The organism is Cupriavidus sp. F041 (genome assembly GCF_057814235.1).
In genome coordinates this window covers 2,558,720-2,584,213 of record NZ_JBVASY010000001.1, presented here as the reverse complement: position 1 = coordinate 2,584,213, position 25,494 = coordinate 2,558,720, and the positions used below count along the sequence as shown (strand labels likewise).

At 64.9% G+C, this 25,494-nt stretch carries 24 protein-coding genes and 1 riboswitch; of the genes, 17 read left to right on the top strand and 7 right to left on the bottom strand.

Going from position 1 to position 25,494, the window contains the following annotated elements; genetic code table 11:
- The first annotated feature begins 61 nt into the window (after positions 1-61).
- The 3 genes from ACZY0R_RS11800 to ACZY0R_RS11790 all read left to right on the top strand — a co-directional run bounded on the left by ACZY0R_RS11800 (position 62) and on the right by ACZY0R_RS11790 (position 3,117).
- Positions 62-1,051, top strand: coding sequence for a tripartite tricarboxylate transporter substrate binding protein (locus ACZY0R_RS11800; protein ID WP_488858528.1), 990 nt, complete (start codon positions 62-64; stop codon positions 1,049-1,051).
- Positions 1,052-1,133: 82 nt separating this feature from the next.
- Positions 1,134-2,129 (top strand): Bug family tripartite tricarboxylate transporter substrate binding protein, encoded by a 996-nt coding sequence (locus ACZY0R_RS11795; protein ID WP_488858527.1) that lies wholly within the window; start codon positions 1,134-1,136, stop codon positions 2,127-2,129.
- Between the two features lie 49 nt (positions 2,130-2,178).
- On the top strand, positions 2,179-3,117 hold the full coding sequence (locus tag ACZY0R_RS11790) for a 2-hydroxyacid dehydrogenase (protein WP_488858526.1): 939 nt from the start codon (positions 2,179-2,181) through the stop codon (positions 3,115-3,117).
- A gap of 403 nt (positions 3,118-3,520) precedes the next feature.
- On the opposite strand, the gene ACZY0R_RS11785 is transcribed toward ACZY0R_RS11790, so the two are convergent.
- A complete protein-coding gene (locus tag ACZY0R_RS11785; protein WP_488858525.1) occupies positions 3,521-4,216 on the bottom strand; it encodes a GntR family transcriptional regulator in 696 nt (231 codons plus the stop codon).
- A 212-nt stretch (positions 4,217-4,428) separates the two neighbouring features.
- Here ACZY0R_RS11785 and ACZY0R_RS11780 point away from each other — a divergent pair, with 212 nt between their 5' ends.
- Entirely contained in the window at positions 4,429-5,853 is a 1,425-nt protein-coding gene (locus ACZY0R_RS11780; RefSeq protein ID WP_488858523.1) for an amidase, read from the top strand.
- A 43-nt stretch (positions 5,854-5,896) separates the two neighbouring features.
- Positions 5,897-6,901, top strand: a complete 1,005-nt coding sequence (locus ACZY0R_RS11775) for a tripartite tricarboxylate transporter substrate-binding protein (RefSeq protein WP_488858522.1) — start codon at positions 5,897-5,899, stop codon at positions 6,899-6,901.
- Positions 6,902-6,948: 47 nt separating this feature from the next.
- Here the strand turns inward: ACZY0R_RS11775 and ybiA are convergent, their stop codons facing one another.
- Positions 6,949-7,521, bottom strand: coding sequence for a riboflavin biosynthesis intermediates N-glycosidase (ybiA, locus tag ACZY0R_RS11770; protein WP_488858521.1), 573 nt, complete (start codon positions 7,519-7,521; stop codon positions 6,949-6,951).
- Between the two features lie 237 nt (positions 7,522-7,758).
- Between ybiA and ACZY0R_RS11765 the strand changes: the two genes are divergently transcribed.
- From ACZY0R_RS11765 to ACZY0R_RS11750, 4 genes are all read left to right on the top strand, one after another.
- On the top strand, positions 7,759-8,904 hold the full coding sequence (locus tag ACZY0R_RS11765) for an ISAs1 family transposase (RefSeq protein WP_488858520.1): 1,146 nt from the start codon (positions 7,759-7,761) through the stop codon (positions 8,902-8,904).
- A 56-nt stretch (positions 8,905-8,960) separates the two neighbouring features.
- A riboswitch (yybP-ykoY riboswitch) is annotated at positions 8,961-9,154 on the top strand.
- A gap of 5 nt (positions 9,155-9,159) precedes the next feature.
- Positions 9,160-9,744 (top strand): TMEM165/GDT1 family protein, encoded by a 585-nt coding sequence (locus ACZY0R_RS11760; RefSeq protein WP_045242154.1) that lies wholly within the window; start codon positions 9,160-9,162, stop codon positions 9,742-9,744.
- 251 nt (positions 9,745-9,995) lie between these two features.
- The gene (locus ACZY0R_RS11755) at positions 9,996-10,793 is read left to right on the top strand and encodes an AraC family transcriptional regulator (protein ID WP_488858518.1); all 798 of its coding nucleotides are present in this window, start codon (positions 9,996-9,998) and stop codon (positions 10,791-10,793) included.
- 79 nt (positions 10,794-10,872) lie between these two features.
- Complete coding sequence (locus ACZY0R_RS11750; RefSeq protein ID WP_488858516.1) at positions 10,873-11,265, top strand: cupin domain-containing protein; 393 nt, start codon at positions 10,873-10,875, stop codon at positions 11,263-11,265.
- Positions 11,266-11,290: 25 nt separating this feature from the next.
- On the opposite strand, the gene ACZY0R_RS11745 is transcribed toward ACZY0R_RS11750, so the two are convergent.
- Positions 11,291-12,361: an MBL fold metallo-hydrolase gene (locus ACZY0R_RS11745; protein WP_488858515.1), complete on the bottom strand. Its 1,071-nt coding sequence runs from the start codon at positions 12,359-12,361 to the stop codon at positions 11,291-11,293.
- A gap of 215 nt (positions 12,362-12,576) precedes the next feature.
- Positions 12,577-13,593 carry an AraC family transcriptional regulator gene (locus ACZY0R_RS11740; protein ID WP_488858514.1) on the bottom strand — a complete coding sequence of 339 codons (1,017 nt, stop codon included), beginning with the start codon at positions 13,591-13,593 and terminating at the stop codon, positions 12,577-12,579.
- Positions 13,594-13,796: 203 nt separating this feature from the next.
- Between ACZY0R_RS11740 and ACZY0R_RS11735 the strand changes: the two genes are divergently transcribed.
- Both ACZY0R_RS11735 and ACZY0R_RS11730 read left to right on the top strand, forming a co-directional pair.
- Complete coding sequence (locus ACZY0R_RS11735; protein ID WP_488858513.1) at positions 13,797-14,135, top strand: GFA family protein; 339 nt, start codon at positions 13,797-13,799, stop codon at positions 14,133-14,135.
- 64 nt (positions 14,136-14,199) lie between these two features.
- The gene (locus ACZY0R_RS11730) at positions 14,200-15,033 is read left to right on the top strand and encodes a class I SAM-dependent methyltransferase (RefSeq protein ID WP_488858512.1); all 834 of its coding nucleotides are present in this window, start codon (positions 14,200-14,202) and stop codon (positions 15,031-15,033) included.
- A 99-nt stretch (positions 15,034-15,132) separates the two neighbouring features.
- Here ACZY0R_RS11730 and ACZY0R_RS11725 read toward each other — a convergent pair whose 3' ends face one another.
- Positions 15,133-16,992 (bottom strand): PhoX family protein, encoded by a 1,860-nt coding sequence (locus ACZY0R_RS11725; RefSeq protein WP_488858511.1) that lies wholly within the window; start codon positions 16,990-16,992, stop codon positions 15,133-15,135.
- A gap of 190 nt (positions 16,993-17,182) precedes the next feature.
- Here ACZY0R_RS11725 and ACZY0R_RS11720 point away from each other — a divergent pair, with 190 nt between their 5' ends.
- On the top strand, positions 17,183-18,904 hold the full coding sequence (locus ACZY0R_RS11720) for a dipeptidase (protein WP_488858509.1): 1,722 nt from the start codon (positions 17,183-17,185) through the stop codon (positions 18,902-18,904).
- Positions 18,905-19,251: 347 nt separating this feature from the next.
- Entirely contained in the window at positions 19,252-20,016 is a 765-nt protein-coding gene (locus tag ACZY0R_RS11715) for a flagellar brake protein (RefSeq protein WP_488858508.1), read from the top strand.
- 61 nt (positions 20,017-20,077) lie between these two features.
- Here the strand turns inward: ACZY0R_RS11715 and ACZY0R_RS11710 are convergent, their stop codons facing one another.
- Positions 20,078-20,563 carry a GNAT family N-acetyltransferase gene (locus ACZY0R_RS11710; RefSeq protein WP_488858506.1) on the bottom strand — a complete coding sequence of 162 codons (486 nt, stop codon included), beginning with the start codon at positions 20,561-20,563 and terminating at the stop codon, positions 20,078-20,080.
- 113 nt (positions 20,564-20,676) lie between these two features.
- Positions 20,677-20,952 carry a hypothetical protein gene (locus ACZY0R_RS11705; protein WP_488858505.1) on the bottom strand — a complete coding sequence of 92 codons (276 nt, stop codon included), beginning with the start codon at positions 20,950-20,952 and terminating at the stop codon, positions 20,677-20,679.
- 220 nt (positions 20,953-21,172) lie between these two features.
- Here ACZY0R_RS11705 and ACZY0R_RS11700 point away from each other — a divergent pair, with 220 nt between their 5' ends.
- From ACZY0R_RS11700 to ACZY0R_RS11685, 4 genes are all read left to right on the top strand, one after another.
- On the top strand, positions 21,173-21,865 hold the full coding sequence (locus ACZY0R_RS11700; RefSeq protein WP_488858503.1) for a formylglycine-generating enzyme family protein: 693 nt from the start codon (positions 21,173-21,175) through the stop codon (positions 21,863-21,865).
- Positions 21,866-22,200: 335 nt separating this feature from the next.
- Positions 22,201-24,441, top strand: coding sequence for a S8 family peptidase (locus ACZY0R_RS11695; RefSeq protein WP_488858502.1), 2,241 nt, complete (start codon positions 22,201-22,203; stop codon positions 24,439-24,441).
- A gap of 19 nt (positions 24,442-24,460) precedes the next feature.
- On the top strand, positions 24,461-24,955 hold the full coding sequence (locus tag ACZY0R_RS11690; RefSeq protein WP_488858501.1) for a hypothetical protein: 495 nt from the start codon (positions 24,461-24,463) through the stop codon (positions 24,953-24,955).
- 277 nt (positions 24,956-25,232) lie between these two features.
- Positions 25,233-25,493 (top strand): hypothetical protein, encoded by a 261-nt coding sequence (locus ACZY0R_RS11685; protein WP_488858500.1) that lies wholly within the window; start codon positions 25,233-25,235, stop codon positions 25,491-25,493.
- Position 25,494 lies beyond the last annotated feature (1 nt).

Below are 25,494 nucleotides of genomic sequence, written 5' to 3'. Positions count from 1 at the left end.
CGCCAGGAACCACTCACTGAACAAAACCAATAAGCGCGAACTGAATCGCGCAGGAGACAACATGCACATCAACACCAAACCCATCGTCCGGGCGCTGGCCGGCATCGCCGGCGTCCTGGCCCTCGCCGCCCCTGGCGCCCACGCCGCCGACGCAGCCTATCCCGCCAAGAGCATCACCATCGTCGTGCCCGCCTCCCCCGGCGGCGCCATCGACCTCGTAGCACGGCTGGTGGGCCAGAAAATGACCGAAGCCTGGGGCCAGCCGGTGGTGGTGGACAACCGCCCCGGCGCCACCGGCATCATCGGCACCGACCTGGTCGCCAAGAGCCCGCCGGATGGCTACATGCTGGCGCTGGTGGCCAGCAGCCACGCCATCAATCCGAGCATGGTGAAGAAGCTGCCCTTCGACACCATCAAGAGTTTCGAGCCGGTGGTGCTGACCCACGTGGTGCCGCTGATGCTGGTGGTGTCCCCTTCCCTGCCCGTGAAATCCGTCAAGGAACTGATCGCCTATGGCAAGGCCAACCCGGGCAAGCTGTCGTTCGCGTCCAGCGGCTCGGGCGGCGCGCCGCACTTCTCGGGCGAGCTGTTCAAGAGCATGGCCGGCATCGACATGATCCACATTCCCTACAAGGGCAGCACGCTGGCGCATCCGGACCTTACCAGCGGCCGCGTGTCGCTGATGTTCGACACGGTGGCCGCCATCGGCCCGCAGGTCAAGGGTGGCAAGGTGCGCCCGCTCGCCGTGACCACGGCCAGGCGCTCGTCGACCGCGCCGCAGGTCCCGACCATGGCGGAGGCAGGCCTGCCCGGCTATGAAACCAGCACCTGGGGCGGCGTGCTCGCACCGGCCGGTACGCCCAGGGCGGTGGTGGACAAGCTCAACGCGGAGATCAACAAGGCGCTCGCATCGCCCGATGTGCGCGAGCGCCTGCAGAACGCCGGCATCGAACCCGCGGGCGGCACCCCCGCGCAATTCGCCAGTTTCCTTCAGGTGGAAATGGGCAAGTGGGCCAAGGTTGCCAAGGACGCCGGCATCCAGCCCGAATGAGCGGCGCGCCGGCAGCCGCTACCTCACACATGCTGCCGCGCCATCGCAACCGGCACTCAAGCAGTCCTTCCGGAGACAGAACATGAGCTTGTTCACCCCCCTGAAACCGCGCCGCCGCGCGGCACTCATCGCCCTGGCTATCGGCGCGTGGCTGCCCGCCGCGCACGCCCAGCCCGGCGTAGCCTGGCCGGCCAAGCCCGTGACCATCATCCTGCCGTTCGCCCCAGGCGGCGGCACCGATGTGGGCACCCGCCTGGTAGCGCTGCGGCTATCGCAACTGTGGGGCCAGCCGGTGTTGGTGGACAACCGGCCCGGTGCGGCCGGCAACGTCGGGCTGGACATCGTGTCCCGCGCCCGGCCGGATGGCTACACACTGGTCGCGGGCAATGTCGGCACGCAATCCATCAATCCCACGCTCTACAAGAAGCTCAGCTACAACCCGGCGGCCTTCGTGCCGGTGAGCCTGATGGCGGAGCTTCCGTTCGCGCTGGTCGTCACGCCCAAGCTGCCGGCCAGGACGCCGAAAGAACTGGTGGCGCTGGCCAAGGCGCAGCCCGGCAAGCTGACCTACGCCAGTTCGGGCAGCGGCGGCTCGCCGCATTTGTCGGCGGAGATCTTCAAGGCCGCCACCGGCACCGATCTGCTGCACGTGCCCTACAAGGGCGGCGGCGCCGCCATGAGCGACCTGATGGCGGGCAATGTCGACATACTGTTCGCCTCCATCCTGGAAACCGCCGGCCATGTGAAATCGGGCAAGCTGCGCGCGCTGGCCGTGACCAGCAAGGTCCGCTCGCCCGCGCTGCCGGACGTGCCGACCTTGGCGGAAGCCGGAATTGCCGGCGCCGAATCGGGGTCGTGGGTCGGCCTGCTGGCGCCGGCGGGCACGCCCAGGGAAATCGTCGACAAGATCGCCGCCGGCGTCAAGGAAGTGGTGGCGATGCCCGCGGTGCGCGAACAACTGATTGCACAGGGCGCCATTCCCGTCGGCAGCACGCCGGCCCAGTTCGCCGACCTGATCGCCACCGACCGCAAGCGCTACGCCAAGATCATCCTGGACAACAAACTCAGCGCGGATTGACATCGCCAGCCTCGCGCAATCGTCGCCGTCACCAACCGGATCCCTTCTCATGAAACAACGCCTGCTCCAGCACGGACGCTTGCCGGCCGCACTCGAAGCCAGCCTGGCCGAACACTATGACGTCCACCCCCTGTGGGCCGAAACCGATCCCGCCGCCTTCCTCGCCAGCCACGGCGGCGAGTTTGCCGCGCTGACCACGCGCGCCGCGATCGGCGTCGACGCGGCCATGATCGCGGCCATGCCGGCGCTGAAGGTCATCTCCAGCTTTGGCGTGGGCCTCGACAAGATCGACCTCGATGCCGCACGCGCGCGCGGCATCGCAGTGGGCTACACCCCCGACGTGCTCAACGATTGCGTGGCCGACACGGCCTTTGGCCTGCTGATGGACGTGGCGCGCGGCTTCAGCGCGGCCGATCGCTTCGTCAGGCGCGGCGAATGGCCCAAGGCGCAGTTCCCGCTAAGCACGCGCGTCAGCGGCAAGCGCCTGGGCATCATCGGCATGGGCCGCATCGGCCGCGTGATCGCCCGGCGCGGCTCCGGCTTTGACATGCAGGTGCGCTACAACAGCCGGCGCCCCGCGCCGGATGCGCCCTACCTTCACGAGCCCTCGCTGACCGAACTGGCCAAGTGGGCGGATTTCCTGGTCATTGCCACCGCGGGCGGGCCGGAGACCCGGCACCTGGTTTCCGCCGACGTGCTCGAAGCGCTCGGCCCCGACGGCTTCCTGATCAATATCGCGCGCGGCACCGTGGTTGACGAGGTGGCGCTTGTGGATGCACTGGTGCACCGGCGCATCGCCGGCGCCGGCATGGATGTGTTCGAGAATGAGCCGCATGTCCCTGAAGCCCTGTTCGCGCTGGACAACGTCGTGCTGCTGCCGCATATCGCCAGCGCCACGCACGAAACGCGCAATGCCATGGCGGACATGGTCTTCGACAACCTTCAGAGCTTCTTCGCCAGCGGTGCCGTGAAGGCCGCGGCTGCATAGGGCAACCTGGATGCCGGGCGATAGCGCGGGGGGAACGCTCGCCCCCCCCTTTTGCCTTATGCCTTATGCCTTGTCCTATGCCGCGGCGCCCCGCGGTTTCACGCCAAATGAGGTAGATTTTCCCGTGATTTCTTCCTCACCCCCCTCCACCGAGTGGTAGCGCACCGGTCTTGAACTTGCTAATACTGATTGCCTAACCAAGAAGAATAACCACACAAAAGCAGAGGGGTCAGCCATGGAAGGAGCAATCACTTTCGGGGCGTATATCGTGGTTTTTATCGCGGCGATTTTGTTCGGTGCAATAAGCGTCAGCCGAAATCATCCCGCGCTGCGGCAGGACACGCCGCCAACCGGTGAGAGCCCGCAGCGATAAACCGGGCCGGTTGCCGCGCCGATCCACATTTCAGGGTTCGGCGATGACCGACGCATCATCCGTTGCCATCTGCGCGAGGGCCTTGAGCCGCGCCATGGAATTCCGGATATGCAAGCGGGCCAGATGCTCCGCCTGGCCGGCATCCCCGCGCTCAATGGCGGCGACGATCTGCTCGTGCTCACCGATGGCGGCCAGCGCGCGGTCCCGCGCAAACAGGATCCGTGGCGCGAACACCTGCGACGTCATATGCACGATGGGTACCTGCCTCGCCAGGTATTCGTTCGCTGCCAGGCCGATGATGGCCGTATGGAACTCGACATTGGCCGCCGTATAGACCTCGGGCAGCCAGGGCTCGAGACTCCCCTGCTGGGTTTCGATGATGGCGCGCAAAGGCGCGCCGGCCAGTTCGCTCGCGCGTGACGCCGCCAGGCGAGCGGCGAGGCCGTCGATCACCTCGCGCAGTTCATAGGCATCCATCAACTGCCGGAAATCCGCGCTGACCACGGTGACGCCGCGCGCGGTTTCTGCGCTGACCAGGCCTTCCCGTTCGAGAATGCGCAGGGCTTCCCGCAGTGGCGTGCGGCTGATCTTCAGGTCCTCCGAAATCTCGACCTGCCGCAGCGGCTTGCCCGGCGGGTAGACGCCCCGGTAGATGCGCTGGCGCAGCACCTGCGCGACTTCCTCGACCAGCCGCACCCGGCCTTGCCACTCGAATGTTTCCGACATTTCCGACATTTGCCCCCTCTTGGCGCAGCGCATTTCCGCGTATTTCGGCACATCTCCGCGCCGGGTGATCCAGACAGGTTGGCGCAGTTTACAAGGGCTGCCCACGGGTCTACTATAGCCTCAAACACTGGATTCTGGATCCAAAAACCAAAGCCATGCAGAGCATGGCGTGGCGTCCAGGCCACCTGAGACGTTTCTGGAGACGCCCGCCAATGAGCGATGCGCTTTGCTTTCTTTCCGCCACCGAACTCCAAGGCCGCATCGCCCGCAAGGAAATATCGCCGGTCGAGCTCACGCAGGCCGTGCTCGACCGTGCCGCCCGGCTGCAGCCCGAACTGAACTGCTTCATCACGCTATGCACCGATGAAGCCATGACCGCGGCCCGCGAGGCGGAGCAGGCGGTCATGGCGGGCAAGCCGCTGGGGCTGCTGCACGGGATCCCGTTCACCGCGAAGGACCTCGTCAACACCAGGGGCGTGCGTACCACGTTTGGCGTGGTCCCTTACCGGGACAACATGCCCGACCAGGATGCGGTGGCCATCGCGCGCCTGCGCGAGCAGGGCGCCATCCTGATCGGCAAGACCACCACGCCCGAGTTCGGCTCCAAATGCCTGACCGATTCGCCCCTGTTCGGCCGCACGCGCAATGCATGGAGCCGCGAGCGCACCAGCGGCGGATCCAGCGGCGGCGCGGCGGTTGCCGTGGCCAGCGGCATCGCGCCGCTCGCGGTCGCCACCGACGGCGGCGGCTCCACGCGCATTCCGGCGGCGTGCAACGGCGTGGTCGGCATCAAGCAGAGCAATGGCGTGATCCCGCACAGCCAGGCGCAGGACCTCTTCGGCAACCAGACCTATGTCACGCCCACCACGCGCACGGTCGCGGACACCGGGCTGATGATGCAGGTCATGGCCGGCGAAGATGCCTGCGATCCGTGGTCGATCGGCGTGCCGAAGCCGGACTATGCCGGCGCCGCCCGACCGCAAGGGGATTTGCGCGGCCGCCGGATTCTTTACTGCCTGGCGCCGCCGGGACGGCCGGTATCGGCGGAGGTTGCGCGGGCATTCGAGGCGAGCCTGTCGAAACTGGCCGGGCTAGGCGCGGAACTGGAAGCCTTCTCCGGCGAGGGCTTTGACGTGGAACCCATCTGGCGCGCGATCAACCATACGGTCTGGCGCGCGCGCTTTGCCGCCATCGCGGCGGAGCACGGCGACCAGCTCAGCGCCACGTTCCTGAAGCAGGTGGCCTCCGCCTCGCAGGTCAGCGGCGTGGAGTACCAGCAGGCGATGTTCGATCGCTCGAAACTGTTCCTGCGCGTGCAGGCGCTGCTGCAGCGCGGCGACCTCCTCGCCATGCCCACGCTCACACGCACGGCGCTACCCATCGGACAAGACCTGTTCGGCACCATCGACATCGACGGCCAGGCGCTCGAGAACGTGCGCGCGTACTGGTTCCCGTGGACGATGCCGTTCAACATGACCGGCCATCCCGCCATCAGCCTGCCCTGCGGCTTCGGCAGCGACGGGCTGCCGATCGGCTTCCAGCTGGTGGGACAGTTCCGCGGCGACGCCGAGCTGCTCCGCGTGTCCGCGCTGTTCGAAGCCGCGCACGGGCTGCTGGGCCAGTGGCCGCAGCTATAACACGCCGCGCCTCGTTTTTTCATCGATTGAAACCGCACCCGCCATGACCCACGCTTTCCGCCGCAATTTTGTGATCAACGCCCTGGCGCTTCCGGCATGTGCCGTTGCTGTCCTCGCCCTGCCCCGGCCGGCCTCCGCGGCGGAAGATGCGGCGGCCCCGATGCATATCATCGTCGGCTACGCGCCCGGCGGCGCGGCCGACAGCCTGGCCCGGATCTACGCCGAACAACTGCGCCAGGATGGGCACGGCACCGTCATCGTCGAGAACAAACCCGGCGCGTCGGCGCGCCTGGCGCTCGACTACGTCAAGCGCTCCAGGCCCGATGGCAAGACCATCTTCATCGGCCCCTCGCCACTGTTCACCATCTTCCCGCTGACCTACAAGAAGCTGGGATATGACGCGGACAAGGACCTGGTACCGGCCGCCGTGCTGACCGACGTGCCCACCGTGATTGCCGCCGGTGTCCAGCAGCCGTACAAGAACATGAAGGAATACGTCGAGTGGGCCAGGCGCAATCCCGGCAGCGCCAGCCTGGGCCTGGCGACCATCGGCAGCGCCGGCCACCTCGGCGCGGTGGCCTTGGGCAAGAAGCTCGGCATTCCCATTACGCCCGCCGCCTACCGTGGCGCGTCTCCGATGCTGGTGGACGTGATCAGCGGTACGGTGTCGATCGGCTGGGATGCCGTCGCCAGCATGATGCCGTTGTACAAGGGCGGCAAGCTGCAGTTCCTGGGGGTGAGCGGCACGCGGCGCGCCAAGGCCTTGCCGGAAGTGCCCACGCTGAAGGAACAGGGCTTCATCCAGTTCGAATACGCGACCAGCTGGTACGGCGCCTTCCTGCCGGCCGGCACGCAAGCGGATGTGGTCGCCAGGGTGGAGAAGATGTTCATTGCCGCCTCGGCCAATGCCGCTACCGCGGCCAAGCTGGAGGCCCTGGGGCTGGAAGTGGCTGCCGGGCCGGGACAAGAAGCGCGGCACCGCATCCAGCTGGAGCGCGCTGCCTGGAAGCCGATCGTGGAGGCTACCGGCTTCGTCGCCGAGGACTGACCCGGACCGGGGCAAAGGGGCGGATGACTCCGCACCTTTGCCCCGCACTAACGCGCTGCGCCATCACCTAGCGCCTCGCGCGCAGCCATCAGCGCGAATCCGAGCAGGTTGGGCCCGCGCCACTGATCGGGATTGGCCGCACGCGGATCGTCAGCGGCCAGCCCGATGCCCCAGATGCGATCCACCGGGCTGGCCTCCACCAGCACGCGCCGCCCGGTGCCGAGCAGGTAGCCGGCGAGGTCCGGATTCTGGCGGAATTTCTCGATATTGCCCTGCGTCACCAGCGCCTGGCACGCGGCATTCCAGCGCCCTTCGTCAAAGCCCCGCACCTCGCGGCCAAGGCGCTTGGCCGCGGCGGGCGAAGGCGCGGCCAGTATCCGCGCCACGGCAGGCTCGTCGCCGAACAAGCGCGCCTTGCCGGCCATCATGAAGTGCTCCGCGCTGGCGAACACCTGGCCATCCACGCTGAACCGCGCGGGCCACCACTGCGACAGGCACTCCTTGCCCACCGCGGCCCCCGGCCTGGCGCTGTGGCCCCAGAAAAACAGGTAGGTCGGGCGATGACCGCGCCGGAAGGCACTGATCAGGGAGGCGTGGTCATGGATATCGGGCTGGGTCATCGTAGGTCGGCATGGTCTGGCATGAATGGAGCCTGGGCGCCCCAAAGCCCTATAGTATTGTTCGCGGCAAGGCTGTGCGTCAAAGGGCGCAAGGCTCGTGTTCATGACCAAGGCGCTTTGACCGCCGGGCAGGGCCGGAGCATCAAAACTCGTTAACAAGCAATGAGTTATCGCAACGGGTTGTAAATTGGGGGCGGAAGGGGTTTACTCTGATTTTTCTGATTCAGAGGCGAGCTAATGAGCCCCGGCAAACAACTGATCATCCTGCTGTCGGAAATAGAAGATCCTCGCGTCGTAGGCCGAACCTGGCACAAGTTGATCGACATCCTGTCGATTGCGCTGTTCTCGGTGCTGGCCGGCGCACAGGGGTGGGACGAGATGGAGGAATGGGGTATTGCTCATGAAGTGAGGCTTCGGCAATACCTGGAATTGCCGCATGGCATTCCCGGGCACGACACCATTCGACGTGTCTTTGAGGTGCTCGATCCGAAACAACTGGATGCCTGCCTGCTGAGTTGGGTGGGTCAGGTTTGTCCGGATCTACACACGATCATCGCGATCGACGGCAAGAGTGTGCGTGGCTCGGGCTCGAGTGCCAAGGGCGTGCGTGCCTTGCATAGCGTGACAGCCTACGCGAGCCTGAGTGGCCTGGTGCTGGCGCAGCAGCGTTGCGAGGAAAAGACCAACGAGATCACCGCCATTGAAGCCCTGCTGCCGGTCCTCTCCCTTAAGGGTAGCCTGGTGACCATCGATGCGATCGGCACCCAGGTGGCCATCGCGCAGGAGATCACTGAGCGCGGCGGCGACTATCTGCTGGTCGCCAAGGACAACCAACCCAGCCTGGCTCAAGCCGTTGAAGACTATATGCGCATCGGCAAAGCTCACGATTGGGCGCACATGAAGCCATCGATCTTTGAGACGCTGGATAAAGGACACGGTCGCCTTGAAAGCCGCCACTGCGTCGCAGTAGCGGCGCCGGACTATCTCAGCGAACTGGATCGCTGGCCCAAGCTAAAGAGCTTGGTGCGCATTGAGCGCACGCGCGACATCGGCGGCCAAGTGAGCGTGCAGACGCAGTACCTGATCAGTTCCGCCGCACCTGATGCCAAGCTCTTACTTGAGGCGAGTCGCATGCACTGGGCCATCGAGAACGGCTTGCATCATTGCCTGGACGTGACCCTCCGCGAGGACGCCAGCACCGTGCGCTTGCGCAATGCAACGGCCAATTTCGCCACCTTGCGCCGCATTACCTTGAATTTGCTGCGCATGCGGCCCGAATCCGACAAGAAAAAGCGTAGCCTGGCCGCACGTCGCAAGGTCGCGGGCTGGAATCCTGACTACCTATTCGAGTTACTCCAGCTCACGCCACTGCCGAGAATTTGATGCTCCGGCCCTGGACCGCCGGGGCACCCGATCCTCGCCAGCGCAGGCTTGTGGTAACATCTGCGCCGTCTTAGGGGAGTAGCTAGCCTCCAGTCCCCCTGGAGGAGCCGACGTCAACATACTTGGTACAAAAAACCATGGCGCCGGCAGCCTGATTGGCTCTGCGAGACCTTTGACTTTTCTGTCCACCAGCTGGGGCTGGCACTGGGCAGCGAAGTCATTGGTTCGTGTGTTGCCAGCCCCTTTGGATATCTCATGGAAGCACTCATTGCTTCATTCGGCATGGTCGCCCTGGCGGAAATGGGCGACAAGACTCAGCTCCTGTCCTTTCTCCTGGCGTCCCGGTTTCCCGGCAAGCAGTGGAGCATCATTGCGGGCATTTTCGTCGCAACCATCTTCAACCACCTCTTTGCCGCCGCGCTGGGCGACTGGGCTGCCTCGCACGTCAGCCCGGATGTGACGCGCTGGGTGCTGGGCATTGCCTTCCTCGGATTCGCCGCCTGGGCCCTGATCCCCGACAAGCTCGACGACGAAGGGAAAAACGGCAAGCGGGCCGGCGCCTTCGCCACCACCGTGGTGGCCTTCTTCCTCGCCGAAATGGGCGACAAGACCCAGTTCGCCACCATCGCGCTGGGCGCGCAGTACGCGAACCTGAGCATGGTCGTGGTCGGTACCACGCTCGGCATGATGGCGGCCAATGTGCCCGCGGTCCTGCTGGGCGAACGCCTGACCCGCATTATCCCGCTGAGCAAGATGCGCTTCGTCGCCGCGGCGCTGTTCGCCGTGTTCGGGATCCTGATCCTGTTCAAGGTGAACTTCGGCTTGAACCTGGGTACCTGAGCGGCAATCGCGCACCGGCGGCCTGCACAAAACCGCGAACGCCGCATGCGTCAGCGGCCCGGGTCATCGGCCTCCCACCGACCGTGGCGGCGCTGGCGGGCGGTGCCGGGTCCTTCGCCCTGCGGCTGCTGGCGGTGTGGCAAGATTGGCATCTGCCCAAGGTGCCCGCCTGGTGATCCCGCCGGGATGCCAGCGCCAGGGCAACTGCGAGGGATGAACCGACATGCGTATGGGACACCCCCAGGGACTGGGTGCTTCGCGCGCCGCAGCAGGGCCGACTGGAGCGCATCGAAGCGTTCTTCTCGGGGCACGGCTACGATATGCATCGCCACGATACCTACGCCATCGGGCGCACGCTCTCCGGCGTGCAGCGCTTCCAGTATCGGGGCGGGCAGCGCAACAGCCTGCCCGGCGGGACCGTCGTGCTGCATCCCGATGAACCCCATGACGGCGAGGCCGGCTCGGACGCTGGCTTCAAGTACCGGATCATGTATATCGAACCGGCGCTGATCCAGCAGGTGCTGGGCGGCAAGCCGCTCCCGTTCATCAAGGATGGCATGTCCAGGGACCCGCGGCTGCACGCAGCAACCGGGATCCTGCTCCAGGGCATGGACAGCCCAATCGATCCGCTGGAGGAAGACGACGCCTTGTTCGATCTCGCGCATGCGCTGGAAGCGGTATCCGGCGCGCCTGCCCGCCGCCAGGGCTACGACTACCAGGCAGCCGAGCGGGCGCGCGAATTTATCCACGGCGCGCTGCACCGCACGGTCACGCTGGGCGAACTGGAAGCGCACAGCGGACGAGACCGCTGGAGCCTGTCGCGCGATTTCCGCTTGCTATATGGCACCAGCCCGTACCGCTACCTGACCATGCGCCGGCTCGACCAGGTCCGGTCGCTGCTGGTGCGGGGCCAGTCGCTGGCCGATGCCGCCCTGGCCGCGGGTTTCACGGACCAGAGCCATATGACGCGCCATTTCGGCAAGGCCTACGGCCTGTCGCCTGCGCGTTGGATGAACATGCAGGGCGTGGCCGCGCCCGCGGCTCGCTGAGGCTTGCACGATCGTACAAGATGCCGGCCGTCTGCCTTGCTAAGGTGAGCCCTCATGACAAGGCAAGGAGAGCAACACCATGGACAACGATCAGGCAAGCGCCCCCGGTAAGTACCAGAGCCTGAATTTCGCGCAGAAACTGGACCTGATCCACGAGCAGTGGACGCCGAAGGTGATCGCCGAGATGAACAACTACCAGTTCAAGCTGGTCAGGATCGAGGGCGATTTCATCTGGCACAGCCATGCCGATAGCGATGAGACATTCATCGTGCTGGAAGGGCAACTGCGCATCGATTTCCGCGATGGACAGGTACGGCTGTCGGCGGGCGAGATGTTCGTGGTACCCAGGGGCGTCGAGCACAAGCCCTTTGCCGAAACGGAGGTGAAACTGCTGCTGATCGAACCCCGGGGCGTGGTGAATACCGGCGGCGAGGGTGGTACGCGGACGGCGGTCAACGACGCCTGGATCTGACTGCCGCCAAACACCGCCGCCAGACTCAAGCCCTGCGATATCGCGCGATGCCGTCCGGGCCCACTTCCATCACGGCCTCTTCCCGATGCACGAGGTAGTTCAGGTGGGCAATGCTCTCGCCAGTCGCCATACCCAGCAATCCGGGCTCCCCGCCGATGGGGCGGGAGAATAGCTCGGCGAAGACATCCACCGCGCGCTTTGGCTCGGACAGCGCCTGGTGCAGCCGGTCGAGCGCCTGGCGCTGGCTGCGCTCCAGGTAATCGATGCGCGCATGCAGGCCGCGGAAAGGCTCGTTGTGCGCCGGCAGCACCAGCACATCGTCCGGGACTTCCCGGCGCAGCTTGGCGAGCGAGGCAAGCCAGTCGCCCATCGGGTCCGCGTCGGGCTCGGTGGGGAATACCGACACATTGGAGGAGATGCGCGGCAGGATCTGGTCGCCGCTGATCAGGATCTTCAGTGTCTCGCTATAGAGGCAGGCGTGTTCGGGCGAGTGGCCGTTGCCGACGACAACCCGCCACTGGTGATCGCCAATCGCCAGGTTCTCGCCGTCGCGCAAGCGCCGGTAGCTATCGGGCAAGGCATGGACGTACTTGCCGAAGCCACCGAAGCGCACGCGGTATGCCTCGATGGCGTTGTCGTCCCAGCCCGCGCGGCGATAGAAGCGCACGCCATCCTCCGGCGCCGCGCGCCCCGTGTCCGCGGCGAGCACGCGGCAGTTCAGGTATTCCAGCCGAGTCATCCACAGGCGGCAGCCGAACTTGCGGGTCAGCCAGCCCGCCATGCCGATATGGTCCGGGTGCATGTGCGTGACGAACAGCCGGGTCAGCCCGTCCGCCAGCGCCCCGCCCTGCGCGAAGAGATCGCGCCAGGCGGCGGCGGTCTCGCTGGTTTGCAATCCCGCGTCCACCCCCGCCCAGCCCGCGCCGTCGCGCACCGCCCAGAGGTTGATATGGCTCAGCGCGAATGGCATCGGCATGCGGATCCACAGCACGCCCGGCACGATTTCCCGCACGGTGCCCGGTGCCGGCGCGTCTCCGCATGGGTATTCGAGCACAGGCTTGCTCTCGGCCGGGGGGGTTAAACTCGCATCGCTCATTTGGTCTTATTCCTTGGTTCCGTGCGGACATGCAGGGGTGCTGCACGTCGAGCGCGGGTTTTTTGCACCTGCATGGGGCAAACAAGGGCCGCGCTTCTCGCGTGCGACGCCGTGAGCGATTCTACCGAGGTCCGGCAGTTCGCGCAGCAGCACCGGCGGCTGCGCGAACAGGCGTTCGGATTGTGTGTTGTCCGTGCGGCCCGTGCTATCCGCAGCTATGCCATTCCCGCCGGCGCTTCCACCGTTGCCAGCGCCGCGCCCTTCGCGCGGCACCGTCGCCAGCCTGCCGGCGGCTGGCCGAATTCGCGCTTGAACGCTCGGTTGAAAGCCGCTTCCGACTCATAGCCGACGTGCTCCGCCACCGCGGCAACCGACTTGCCCCCGGTGAGGAGTTCCTGCGCCGCGATCTGCAGGCGCCAGTGCGCCAGATACTGCATCGGCGGTTGTCCCAGCAGGTCGGTGAAACGCTGCGCCAGCGCCGAGCGTGACAGCCCCGCGCTGCGCGCGAGCTCATCCACGGTCCAGTCACGGGCGGGTTGCGCGTGCATCATCGATAACGCCCGTCCGACGAAGCGGTCGCGCACGCCGGCAAGCCATCCCTTCTTGTCCGCCGGCAATCCGTCGATACAGCGGCGCACCGCTTCGACAAAGAGCAGTTCCGACAACCTGGCAAGGACGATCTCGCTGCCGGCCCGCCAGTCCGCCGCCTCGGCCGTCGCGAACTGGAGTGAAGAATCCAGCCAGGCGGAGCGCGGATCGTTGCGCATATCGACCTTGAAGATGCGCGGCAGCGCGGAAATCAGGGGATTGTTCAAGAGGTCATTGCAAGCCAGGAATCCGCACACGAGACGCGTGCCGGTTCCACCGCCGCCGTATGACAGCCGCATCACCTGGCGTGGGGCCGTCTCCAGCTGCGTGGCCAGCAGGGGCCCCACCTGCACCGGGGACAGGTCGAGCACGCTGGCCATGATGTGCGACGCGCCTTGTGGCACCACCAGCAGTTCGCCGGCAGTGAGATGAATGGCCGACATGGGATCGTCCGCGAGTCGTGCCCAGCAGCTCCCTTCGGTGATCAGGTGGAACGACACAACACGCTCGGAGCGCGGCAGGAAGGCTTCGCACAGCGCCGCATCCGCTTCGCCAAGCACGCACCAAGGCGCGGTGAATTCTCCGTTGAGATAGACCGCACCGCTCAGGCGGACAACGCGAAGTACGTCGGAAACGGCATCCATGAACAGGGTCCGTCAATTGGGTCCGTCAATTCCGGCGTCCCGCGCAAGAACGCTGGACGCCTGAGCATTCATCGAGACAGGCAACGTGGAGATACTACACCCACACCCATCCGCGACAACACCTGTCTGGAGGGCTTTCGCATGGAACCCACCGGGCAACCCCGCACCGGCAGGACGAGTGCAATCCATCCAGGAGACGCGATATGAGCGATGAGAAACCCATGAGGGCGCCTGCTTTTGCGGTGCGGTGCGGCTCACGGTCAGCGGCGAGCCCGCCACAGGGCGCGGGCAGTATCGGCACGTACAACAAGACGCCGCACAGCTATCGCAAATGGTGCAAGACGTGCGGAGGCCACATCTTCACCGAGCATCCCGGCATGGGACTCACCGACGTGTATGCCGCGGTCATTCCCGGCTTTCCCTTCCGGCCTGGCATTCACGTGAACTATCAGGAAACGCACCTGCGCATGCAGGACGGCTTGCCGAAAATGAAAGACGTCCCCAAGGAAATGGGCGGCTCCGGCGTCGGCATGGCGGAGTAACGCGCCCGGCACGGTAAGCCCAGGTTCCCTAAATCCCAATCGCAAGACCATAAGGAGAACTGCCATGTCCGCAGTCCTTTCCAATCCCGCCCCCGTCATCGATCTCGCCGCGGTCAAGACCCGCCAGCAAGCCGCCTGGTCCGCTGGCAACTACGCGGTCGTGGGCACCACGCTGCAGATCGTCGGCGAGAACCTGTGCGAGGCGCTCGACCTGCGCTCCGGCGCGCGCGTGCTCGACGTCGCCGCCGGCAACGGCAATGCCACGCTGGCGGCCGCGCGCCGCTGGTGCGAAGTCACCTCCACCGACTATGTGCCCGCGCTGCTGGAAGCCGGCCGCGTGCGCGCGCAGGCCGAAGGCCATACGATCAAATTCCAGGAAGCGGACGCCGAAAACCTGCCGTTTCCCGACGCGTCGTTCGACGTGGTGATGTCCACCTTTGGCGTGATGTTCACCCCCAACCAGGAGCAGGCCGCGAGCGAGCTTGCCCGCGTCTGCAAACCCCGCGGCAAGATCGGACTGGCCAACTGGACGCCCGAGAGCTTCATCGGGCAGGTGTTCAAGACGCTCGGCAAGTACATTCCGCCCGCGCCGGGCGTCAAATCGCCGGCGTTGTGGGGCACGACTGCAGCGCTCGATACCCTCTTCGGCGACACCGCGCGCGCGATCCACACGGCTACCCGCGAGTTCACCTTCCGCTACCACTCGCCGGCGCATTTTCTTGAGATCTTCCGTACCTACTATGGGCCGATCAACAAGGCGTTCGCTGCGCTCGACGCTGAAAAACAGGCTGCCTTTGAGCAGGATTTGCTGGCGTTGATAGGCAGCCGGAACCGCTCGGGGGATGGGACGCTGGTGCTGCCCAGCGAGTATCTTGAGGTGGTGATTGAACGGAAGTGAGATCGCAAAACGAGGTCGCATCGTGAAGCGAAAGAGCCGCAACCTTGAGGCTGCGGCTCGGCGTGCCGGCAAGGCCGGCACGGATCTGCGCAGCCGTCCCTACGCGCCGATCGGCTTGCCGTCCTTGTGGCGGACCACGATGGTCGAAGACCTGGCAGGCTTGCTGGCGTCCGGCCATTTGTCGTTGGGATGCTGGATGTTGATAAAGAACGTGGTCAGGTCCGGCGTGTAGGCAATGCCGGTGATCTCGCATCCGTGCGGGCCGACCAGGAAACGCTTGCACTCGCGGGTGTCCTGGTCGACGTAGTGCATGGAGTTGGCACCGAAGATGTTGGTGGTGCTCGCGCCGGTGCCGGCATCGGTCTGCACCCACAGGCGGCCTTTGGGATCCACGCGGATGCCGTCCGGGCTGGAGAAGGTGTTGCCGTTGATCGTGCCCTTCAGGTTATACGCGGCGATGGAGGGGTCTCCCGCCAGCAGGAAGATCTCCCAGGTGAAGCTCGTGGCCAGCGGGGAATCGCCGGCTTCCTTCCATCGGATGATGTGCCCATGCGAGTTATTCATGCGGGGGTTGGCCGCATCGGGCACCTTGCGGCCACCGTTGTTGGTCAGCGTGCAGAACAGGGTCTTGTCCGGCCCTACCGTGATCCACTCCGGCCGGTCCATCAGCGTGCCGCCAGCCACGCGCGCGGCAGCCTTGGTGTTGACCAGCACATCGGCCTGCGTGGTGAAATTGACAACCACCGGCGTCTGCGGGCCTTGCGTGGTATTGCCCGGATCGGTCGCGCCGGCCAGCAGGTTGTTCTTGCCCTGGGTCAGTTCGATCCATTGGCCGCCGCCGTCGGCATTGAATTTGGCGACATACAGCGTGCCCTCGTCGAGCAGGTTGAAATTGGCCTTGCGGTCGTTCGGGTCAAAGGATTTCGAGGGAACGAACTTGTAGATGCAGCCCGGCGTGCTGTCGTCGCCCATGTAGAACGCGACGCGATTGCCGGCGCCGGTCATGAACGCGGTGTTCTCGTGGTCGAAGCGGCCCATCGCGGTGCGCTTGGTCGGCGCGGCGAGCTGGTTCAGCGGATCGATCTCCACCACCCAGCCGTAGCCGATTTCCGGCTGGGTCGGGTCCAGGTAGTTGTCGGTGGTCTCCTCGCACGTCAGGTAAGTACCCCAGGGCGTATGGCCGCTCGAGCAATTGTTGAGCGTGCCGACCACGGTGGCGCCCACGGCGCCCGCGGCGGGGCCGCTGACCTTGTACACCGTGTTGCCCGTATAGCGCTTGTTGTAGGCGGAACCCTTCTTGACCTGCCACTTGCCGCCGGACAGCGCGATTTCGATGACCGACACGCCGACCGAGGACAGGGCGATCTTCTTCTGTTCGGCCGTTGCGGTCGCGGCATTGTAGGTGCCGCCGGGGAACAGGATGGCCGCGTCGAGCGTCTCGTGGTTGATCGCCAGCAGGCCGCCTTGCTGCGGGTCGACGCCCGGCAACGGGAAGAAGTGCATGCCGTCGTGGTTGCCTCCGGCTTGCAACTCGGTCTCGGCCGACGTCTGGAAGGATCCGCTGTACCCCGGCGCACCGGCGACGACCGGATCGCCGGCCGAGAACAAGACGTCGTAGGCGTAGTTGGCCGGCAACGTCACGGTGTCCGCTGTCACCTTGTCCGCCACCGGCGCAAAACCGATCTTGTAGTCCAGCGGCTGCACTGGCGTGGGTACCGGTGCCGGCGCGGGTGCCGGAGCGGGGGACGGCGTTGCCGCCGCGTCGTCGCCGCCGCCGCATGCAGCAAGCAGGCCGCTCGTGCCGAATACGGACAGCAGCGACATGCTCAGGCCACCGCGCAGCACGGTGCGGCGCGCCGGATTGGCGGCAACGATGTCTTCGAGCATCTGGCCCGGAACAGTGACTACGCCTTCGGCATCACGGCGCGGCGCGCGGGCCTTATCGGTAAGGTACGACATGCGTGGGGATCCTCTCGTCTATGCGAAGCCGGCGAACCGGGGGATTTCGGTGCGCACGGGTTCGCGGTGCGCCGCCGATAGTAGAGGGGGAATATGACGTTGGCGTTACTGGATGTACCAACAAAGAGTCATTAAGCGTGCGAAAGTGGCCGACTCATGCGAACATCTCCGGTTTTTGGGATCCCTGCCCATGAAACACCCGACGCTGCTCGCCTCGCTCGCCCTCCTCTCGCTGGCCCTGGGCCAGCCAGCCATCGCCGACACGCTCAAGAAGCCCGACCTCGACACCCTCGTCGCGGCCGCGCAGGCGAAGCCGCCGGCGAATTTCAACGCTTTCCTGGATGAAGCGGTCAGGGCCAATCCCAAGCTGGCGGGCAGTGTCGCCGCGTATCGCAAGCAGGCCGTGCTGAGCGGCGACGACCTGACCAATATCGGCCGCCTGCTCGGCGTGTACAACCGGCTCCACAACCAGCGGGCCGTGATCGCCGCCATCGAGCGCATGGTGGCCTTGCGCACCGTGCGCGACGACAAGATTCCCCAGCACGAGAACCCCGCCATCGTCTCGTTCGGCAAGCTGGTGGAAGGCATGGCCAAGGACTTCGGCCTGACCTTCCGCAACGTGGACAATCGCGTGTTCGAGGTCACGCTGCCGGGCCGGGGCAAGGAAGAATTCGGCTTGCTGACCCACGCCGACGTGGTGCCCGTGGTGGCGGACGAATGGGTGCTGGACGACGGCACCAGGCTCGACCCGTTCAAGGTCACGCGCGTTGGCGACTTTCTCTACGGCCGCGGCACCATCGATGACAAGGGCTCGATCGCCACGGTGCTGTACGCGATGAAGACCGTGAAGGAGAGCGGCCTGAAGCTCGACCGCACCATCCGCCTGATGATCGAGACCACCGAGGAAACCGGCGGCGACGGCATGAAATACTACCGCGAGCACACCTCGCTGCCCGAGTACAACATCGTGCTCGACAGCAAATACCCCGCCGTTGTGGCCGAGAAGGGATCGGGCAGCCTGAAGGTGTTCTTCCCCGTGCAGGCCACCGATGGCAAGACCACCGCCATCGTCGCCATGAGCGGCGCGGCGGCCGCCAACGCCGTGCCGCAGACCGCCAGCGCGCAGCTCAAGGGCGGCGACCTTGGCGCGGCCCGTGCGCGGCTTGAAGCGGCGCGCGCCGGCTTTATCGGAAAGTACGCGGCGCAGGGCAAGTTCACGATCGATATCAGCCAGGGCGCCGACAGCGTGGAGGTCAAGGTCACCGGTACTTCCGCCCATGGCTCGCGCCCCGAGGAAGGCGTGAACCCCCTGCCCCGCCTGACGCTGTTCCTGCAGGAATCCGGGATCGCGCTGGCCGACAACCACTACGCCAGGGCGGCAAAGTACCTCAACGACCTGTACGGCACCGGCTACCTGGGCGAGAAAATGGGCGTGGCCTACAAGGACGATTTCATGGGGCCGCTCACGATGTCGCCCAACCTGGTCCGTGAGAAGGACGGCCAGTTGGAAGTCACCGCCAACGTGCGCATGCCGCGCGGCAACACGCCGCAGGCGCTGTCCAGGGCGGTGGCCGACAAGATCAACGCCTGGGCCGGCGCCAACCACGAGAAGGTGACGATCAGCCACGAGCAAGGCGACTGGATGGCGCGCGACCCCAAGGGCGCGTGGCTGGCCACCCTGCTCAATATCTTCGGCGATACCACGGGGCTCGAATCCAAACCCGTGCCCACCGCCGGCAGCACCACGGCCAAGCTGATGCCGAACGCCATCAACTTCGGCCCGGCCATGCCCGGCAAGAAGTACACCGCGCACAATGCCAAGGAGTACAAGGAAGTCTCCGACCTCGACCTGGACATGCAGATGTTCACGGAAATGCTGATCCGGATCGGCGATCTGAAGACGATGCAGTAGGGTGTGAAGCGGTTAGGCGGGAGGGAAGGCGTCAGGGGTAACGTGGCGCTTTCCACTCCCGCGTTTCATTCCCCCGCTTTCAATTCCCGATAAATGCACTGATGCTGCGTGCCCTAACGATGGGGCTTGTTCGTAAAAGGCGCCAGCCTCAAAGCTCACCAATCCGTTCGAAAACGCCTAGGTCCAGATGCCGCGCGGCTCCTCGGGCTAAAGTCTCGCCGCTTTCTGCCGTTATTCTTCCTCGGGTAACGTCCCGTCGCCACCGCCGGGCTGCCCGCACATCTGAACATAGCGCCGCTGGAATCGAGACGCAGCCCTCCTCGATTTTCATTTTGTTGAAGGATCCCGTGAGCCTCGAACCCGCCAATGCCAAGCGCCAGACCGCTAGCACGCAAGCGCCAGACGGTTTCCCGCCCGATGCCCGCCATCGGCTCACCCTTCCCATGCAGATCAGTGCCGTGCTGCTCGATCTTGCCTGGCTGAAGTGCGTTGTCAGGCTGCGGACGCGCGACGGCTACAGGATTGCCACCACATTGCTGAAGGTTGACCCCGTAGGCTGTACCTTCATCTTCGACGGATGCCGCACGGAAGCAGAGCGGGATTTGTTGCTGACATCGGACGAGATTGCCGTCTCCGCGGTGCTGCGCGATGTCAAGATCCGCTTCGTCATCAAAAGACCCTACCCCATCAGGTATCAGGGCGGCATGGCCTGCGCCGCGGCCTTCCCGGCCCAGCTCTACCATTTTGAACGCCGCCGCCACCCCCGCGCACGCCCGGACGCCGCCATGGGCTATCGTTGCGAGCTGCGCACGCCCGATGACGAGGTTCTGAAGCTGGACATTGCCGACCTCTCGCTCTCCGGTGTCGGCCTTCGCACCAGGCTCGCGAATACCGACCCGTTTCCGGCAGGCACGATCTTGCAGAAATGCAGGCTGGACTTTCGCAACCAGGGCGAACTGGAGTTCGACCTGCAGGTGGTCGGGCATGGTCTGGTGTGGAGTGACCAGCGCGCCATGCATCACATTGGCTGCACCTTTGTCTCCCTCGGCCCCGGCCAGCAGACCTTCATCCAGCGCCTGGTCTACCACATCGAGCTCGCGGGACGCGAATGACCGGGAAGCGGATGCCGGGAGACCGGATGACTGCTGCCGACGCTGAAGGACGGCAGTCCATTCAGTCCGTGACCGCCAGTTCGTAACGGGCAACGGACCCTGCGCCTTTCTGCACGCAGCTGTGCAGCGCAAAGCCGAAACGCTCGTAGAGCGTTCGCAGCGCCAGCCTGTCAGCGACACAATCCAGCCGGAGATGCAGGCGCCCAAGACTACGTGCGCGCTCTCGGGCGAAAGCTAGCAGCGCGGTGGAAACACCCTGCTTCGCCCACGAGCGGCGAACCGCCAGGTGCACGAAGGTGGATGTACCGGGCTCGACCTCCGGCCAATAGAACGGGTCTTCCAGCTCGAACCGCATGACGCCGATGATGTCATCGCCGTCGCGCGCGGCATAGAAGTTCCCTGCCGCGGTATCACGAAGCACACGCTCGACGCTCACGTCGGAAGGCATCCATAGTGGCCGGCCTGTGTTGGCAAGCCACTGCGCTGCCTCTTGCAATACTGAAGCAACCGCCTGCACGTCGTCTGATCGGGCTTGTTCGATACGCATCGGCGATGACACTGTTGGATTGGGCTACGAAACCTGGGCCGCGAAACGACGGCTTGCGGCGTCCGCCTTACGGGCCGCCGGGAAACTACACTGCCGCAGTCCTGCCTGACCGATCACCCCCGGCGTACCGCGGTCACCTTGCCGTCCTTGACGTCCAGCGTGCGACGCTGGGGGTTGTAGTCCATGGTGCCGGGCAGATGCTGGCCTTCGCGCTCGCCAAATCGCCAGGCACAGCCCTTGAGCAGGGCGACGGCATCGGCCTCGCTCCTGCCGATCAGCGCGTCATCGGCAAGCTTGTCGGCCTGGCAGCCCTCTGGCGTACCGCGGCTGCCTTGCGGGCCTGGATTGGGCACGGCGCTCACGGGTGGCTGGGCGGCGCAACCTGCCATTAGCGTTGCGAATACGATCGAACCTGCTGCGATATGTCGGTTCAGCGGGCTTTGCCCTTTTGGCTTTTGTTGCATGATATTCGGGATAGAGAAGTGCAATAAATTCAGTCAGTCCGGCAAGGCGCTGGACCGGCGTTTGCGGGACGTGCCAGGAGGTGCTGTGAGAAACTACGTCCCGCGGTATTTGTCGCCGCAGGCAGCTTTCATTGTTATGGAGAAAATGGAACATCATCCTGAAACGCCCGATATGCAAATGGTACAAGTTCCCGCGGGAACGATTGCGCTGAGGGACGACAGAACAGGCCGCCAATGGTGCGTCGCACTGCAGCGCTTTGCGATCGGCCGATATCCCGTCACCCAGGCGCAATATGCCACGGCAACCGGACAATGGCCATCGGCACATGCCGCCGCGCAATGTCCGGTAGAGAACGTATCATGGATTGATGCCGTCCGGTTCTGCAACCTCCTCTCAAGAACTTCCGGTCTCCCGGACTATTACAAAATCCATGAAGATGGAACGGAAGCCTCGCCTGTTCCCGGCAGTAACGGCTATCGCCTGCCGAACGAAGCTGAATGGGAATACGCCTGCCGCGCCGGAACAAATGGCCCGCGATACGGCGAACTCGGCGATATAGCCTGGTATGGAGAAAACGCCGGAGGCCACACGCAAGAGGTCGGCCGGAAACAGCCCAATGACTGGGGGCTTTACGACACGCTGGGCAACGTCTGGGAGTGGTGCGCCGATCAATACGATCCGGAGGTCTATGGTTCGTATCGCGTGTTTCGCGGCGGCGGCTGGTCCGATGCCGAGAGGGGTTGCCTTGCCACGAATCGCCGTCGCAGTCATCCCACATTTGCCATCGATGACCTTGGCTTTCGGGTTGCCCGATCGCTCGATGCCAGCGGCGGGTGATCCGGCGCACCTCCGGCTTTACCTGCATCAACCTATCGCCATACCTCGCAAGCTCCCTTCCTGAAATAGCGGACAGGGGCGGAGCGCACCTCTCGCGCATGCCCCGCCGGGTCCCGTGCCGGCGCTGCCTGCCTGCCAGCGCCCGCAACGCATGCCGCCTGCACTGCTATGCCGCCCGCGATACCCCCCCAACGTGAGACGAAACGTCAGTTTTTGTGAGACGCAGCGTCAAGTGCCGAAACGATAACTCTGCAAAAATTGGCGCCGGTTCGAGGTACGCGCCAGCCCTCTAGAGAAAGAGCGCGGCCCCGGACCTGACTGGCAAGCGACCTTCGATGGCGGGCACGACACGCTTGCCACCAGCGGGCCGCGCACGACCAGGCCATTCCAAAAGGCCCTCGATAGCAACCAGGCAGCGCGGTTTGTGTCCGGCGCAATTCCATGCGCCAGCCCAGTCGCGTCTTCGGTGTTTGTCCAAAGCGCCGCATGGCGGCGGGCAGCGTCCGCGCAATCGCATCGCCGCGGCTGGCCGACACCATGCAGTTCCTGCGGTATTCGCCCGGCACCAGTCATGGCGTAGTGAAAACTCAATTTTTAGAGCGGGTAATCTCATGCTGAAAAGTAGAACGAAACTAATATCGCTGACGCTTCTGGCGGCCGCCGCGCTCACGGCGTGCGGGGGCGACAACCCGGAGACCGCGGCTACGAGCGCCCAGACGCCCGCCGCGCCCACGCCCGCGCCCGCGCCCGCGCCCGCACCCCTGGCGTCAAGCTGTACCGAAACCGGCGTCGATGCGAAATTCGCCTGTCAGACCGGGGTCACGGAGCCGCTGTACATCTACCAATGGGCGCTCAGGCAGGCCACCAGCTACTTCAAGTCATTCTCGGATACCGCTGATGGCGTCACCGACCTCAATGTGGAAGAAGCGCATGCCGCGGGCATCAAGGGCCAGGGCGTCAATGTCCTGGTTCTCGACGATGGCGTCGATATCAACAATGAGGACCTGGTCGCCAATGTGAACAAGTCGATGACTTACAACTTTGACGACGGCACCAACAACCCCACGCCCGCCGATATCCCGATGAACATCGCGGACGCGCATGGCACCCATGTCGCCGGCATCATCAGCGCGGCGCAGAACGGCAAGGGCGTGATTGGCATCGCGCCCCGCGCCACCCTGGGCGGCGCGCGCTTCATCGGCACCGCGGGTGCCGACATCCTGCAGGCCTACGGCGGCGCCGACTGGTCCCGGAATGCCCATATCATCAATGCCTCATATGGCGGGAATCCAGAGGTGCCGGACGAGTACGACACCGCAACCGGGACCGGTGCCGTCATCCGGGCCTTCCCGAACCTGAGAAGCGGCAAGGGCCTGGTCATGGTGAAGGCATCAGGCAATGAGTACCACACCATCCGGGGCGACACACCCAGATCTTGCCCCGATATCGACGAGATAAGCGGCGTCCTCAGTTGCGAAAATCCCGCCAATGACACGGAAGCGCTTGAGCCTGGCGTCATCCTGGTGGGCGCGGCCAACGCCAGGGGCATCAAATCGAGTTACTCCAACGCCGGGGCGGTCAACTGGATCACCGGGCTCGGCGGTGAAGGTGGAGACAAGGGGCAGTACGGAGAAGGCGGCTCCGGGCCGACGATCTACTCCACCGACCTTACCAGTTGCGCGAAAGGATATAGCCGCAACTACCTGGAACTAGCCAATGCATTCACCATTGGCGGCACCGCGACCAACAGGAAAGATAACCCGAACTGCGACTATTCCAGCATGAATGGCACCTCGGCCGCCACCCCGACCATCTCGGGGGTGGTTTCGCTGATGCTGGCGGCAAATCCGAACCTGACGTGGCGAGACGTCCGCGAGATTCTTCGCGTGACCGCCAGGAGAATCGATCCGAATTATGGCTCGCGCGACAACCGGAATCTCCGGGTTGACCTGAGGCAGGGAACATTTACCGCCAGTGAAGATGCCAGCCTCGTCGATGGCAGCCAGACTGCGCGGCTGGATCTGGGCTGGCAAAAGAATGCCGCGGGCAACTACTACTCGAACTGGTACGGCTTCGGCCTGGCGGATGCCGCGGCCGCCGTCAGGCTGGCGAAGGCATACAGCGCCTTCAAGCCGGCAACCCTGGAAATTGGCGGCTTCACCAAGGCATTCGCGGATAGCGCACAACTCAAGTACGGTTCGGTCCAGAAGCTGGGGCAGTTCACGGTCGGCGGCAATGACAAGGTGGATGCCCTGCAGCTGAGACTGAGCGGCTCCATCTGTGTCGGCAGCGTTGGCATCTTTGTCAAATCCCCCTCCGGGACCATTTCCGCACTCGCTGTTCCATACAACAGCTACTACAGCACGGGCGTGCCGGAAGTGAAAAGCTACGGGCTGGGCAGCTATGCATTCCACGGCGAGAACGCCACCGGAAATTGGGAGGTGTATGCAGTCAGCGCGATGCCAGCCCCCGCTGCGCCCGGCGCTTGCAGCAGTTTTCTGCCGGAAGCCGATGGTGCCAGCGTCAAGCTCAGCAAGCCCCTGGCTGTTGAGTACCGTGTGATCGCCGCGAAATAGCGGGGCGAGGAGAATGATGATGAAAAAGAACTTGTCCCTCAGGGTCTTGCTGTGCGGCGCTGCGGCGTTCGCCGCCACGCTGTGCCACGCGGGCGCGTCGGCCTATGTGGCCGGGCAACAGCTTTCGCCCGCGGAATTGAAGAGCCTTGCGGGCACGACGGCCGTTCGCCTTGGCAGCCAGTCGTTCCAGACGCTGCCGGCTTCGGCCACGGCAAAGAGCGCGGGCGCTATGGGGAGCCCGGTGACGCTGGTCGTGAACGACCGGGGCGTTGTCGGCGAGAGCCGCAACGAGGTGATTGTTTCGCAAGTATCAACCCAGGAAGTCCAGCAGAAAGTCGGCAAGCTAAGCCGCTCAGCCACCGGCATCCAGTACTTCGATCACATGAACATCAGCAAACTGACGTTCGCTTCGTTCCAGGACGCGGCGGCTGCCAGGGAGCAGCTCAAGACGCTGCTTCCGCCAGGGGCGGGGGTCGATGTGCCGATCCGGTATGGCAAGCCCAAGGTGCGCTGAGCCGGCTTTCACAGCCGGAGTCACGCTGCTTTACCTCGCTTGAAAACCACGGCTGCCTGGGGTCCCCGAAGAAGCACCGGGGCGCTCCAGGCGCCGAAACGCCAGCCGGGAACTCGCGCCGGGCAGGCGCGATGCACCGGCGCCCCGTGGCGCGCTCCCGATGATGGAAATGCAACGACCATACCGAAGCCTGTGCGGCTTCCTCCTGGCAGTCCTGGCGGCAGGATGTACATCCTACAAGTACGTCCCCCCAAAATCCGATGCGGGCCGTCAATGCGTGACGACCTGCGAAACCAACAAGCAGATCTGCATCACCGGCAAGGAACAAGTCGCCGCCATCAAGGAGCAGGCCTGCGAAACACGGCGCGCCAACACCCTTGCCACCTGCCTCGCCACCGCCGCGAATGACAAGGGCAAGGAGCAATGCACCAAGCGGCAGGCTTACTGCTCCAGCTACGCATCGACCTACAGTTGCGACAGCGCTTACCAGGCGTGCTACATACAGTGCGGCGGGCAGGTCATCGAAGTCGAGGACTGAG

Coding starts and splice junctions, on each gene's coding strand:
- ACZY0R_RS11800 (WP_488858528.1), top strand. CDS start 62: ATGCACATCAACACCAAACCCATCGTCCGGGCGCTGGCCGGCATCGCC.
- ACZY0R_RS11795 (WP_488858527.1), top strand. CDS start 1,134: ATGAGCTTGTTCACCCCCCTGAAACCGCGCCGCCGCGCGGCACTCATC.
- ACZY0R_RS11790 (WP_488858526.1), top strand. CDS start 2,179: ATGAAACAACGCCTGCTCCAGCACGGACGCTTGCCGGCCGCACTCGAA.
- ACZY0R_RS11785 (WP_488858525.1), bottom strand. CDS start 4,216: ATGTCGGAAACATTCGAGTGGCAAGGCCGGGTGCGGCTGGTCGAGGAA.
- ACZY0R_RS11780 (WP_488858523.1), top strand. CDS start 4,429: ATGAGCGATGCGCTTTGCTTTCTTTCCGCCACCGAACTCCAAGGCCGC.
- ACZY0R_RS11775 (WP_488858522.1), top strand. CDS start 5,897: ATGACCCACGCTTTCCGCCGCAATTTTGTGATCAACGCCCTGGCGCTT.
- ybiA (WP_488858521.1), bottom strand. CDS start 7,521: ATGACCCAGCCCGATATCCATGACCACGCCTCCCTGATCAGTGCCTTC.
- ACZY0R_RS11765 (WP_488858520.1), top strand. CDS start 7,759: ATGAGCCCCGGCAAACAACTGATCATCCTGCTGTCGGAAATAGAAGAT.
- ACZY0R_RS11760 (WP_045242154.1), top strand. CDS start 9,160: ATGGAAGCACTCATTGCTTCATTCGGCATGGTCGCCCTGGCGGAAATG.
- ACZY0R_RS11750 (WP_488858516.1), top strand. CDS start 10,873: ATGGACAACGATCAGGCAAGCGCCCCCGGTAAGTACCAGAGCCTGAAT.
- ACZY0R_RS11745 (WP_488858515.1), bottom strand. CDS start 12,361: ATGAGCGATGCGAGTTTAACCCCCCCGGCCGAGAGCAAGCCTGTGCTC.
- ACZY0R_RS11740 (WP_488858514.1), bottom strand. CDS start 13,593: ATGGATGCCGTTTCCGACGTACTTCGCGTTGTCCGCCTGAGCGGTGCG.
- ACZY0R_RS11735 (WP_488858513.1), top strand. CDS start 13,797: ATGAGCGATGAGAAACCCATGAGGGCGCCTGCTTTTGCGGTGCGGTGC.
- ACZY0R_RS11730 (WP_488858512.1), top strand. CDS start 14,200: ATGTCCGCAGTCCTTTCCAATCCCGCCCCCGTCATCGATCTCGCCGCG.
- ACZY0R_RS11725 (WP_488858511.1), bottom strand. CDS start 16,992: ATGTCGTACCTTACCGATAAGGCCCGCGCGCCGCGCCGTGATGCCGAA.
- ACZY0R_RS11720 (WP_488858509.1), top strand. CDS start 17,183: ATGAAACACCCGACGCTGCTCGCCTCGCTCGCCCTCCTCTCGCTGGCC.
- ACZY0R_RS11710 (WP_488858506.1), bottom strand. CDS start 20,563: ATGCGTATCGAACAAGCCCGATCAGACGACGTGCAGGCGGTTGCTTCA.
- ACZY0R_RS11705 (WP_488858505.1), bottom strand. CDS start 20,952: ATGGCAGGTTGCGCCGCCCAGCCACCCGTGAGCGCCGTGCCCAATCCA.
- ACZY0R_RS11700 (WP_488858503.1), top strand. CDS start 21,173: ATGGAACATCATCCTGAAACGCCCGATATGCAAATGGTACAAGTTCCC.
- ACZY0R_RS11695 (WP_488858502.1), top strand. CDS start 22,201: ATGGCGGGCACGACACGCTTGCCACCAGCGGGCCGCGCACGACCAGGC.
- ACZY0R_RS11690 (WP_488858501.1), top strand. CDS start 24,461: ATGAAAAAGAACTTGTCCCTCAGGGTCTTGCTGTGCGGCGCTGCGGCG.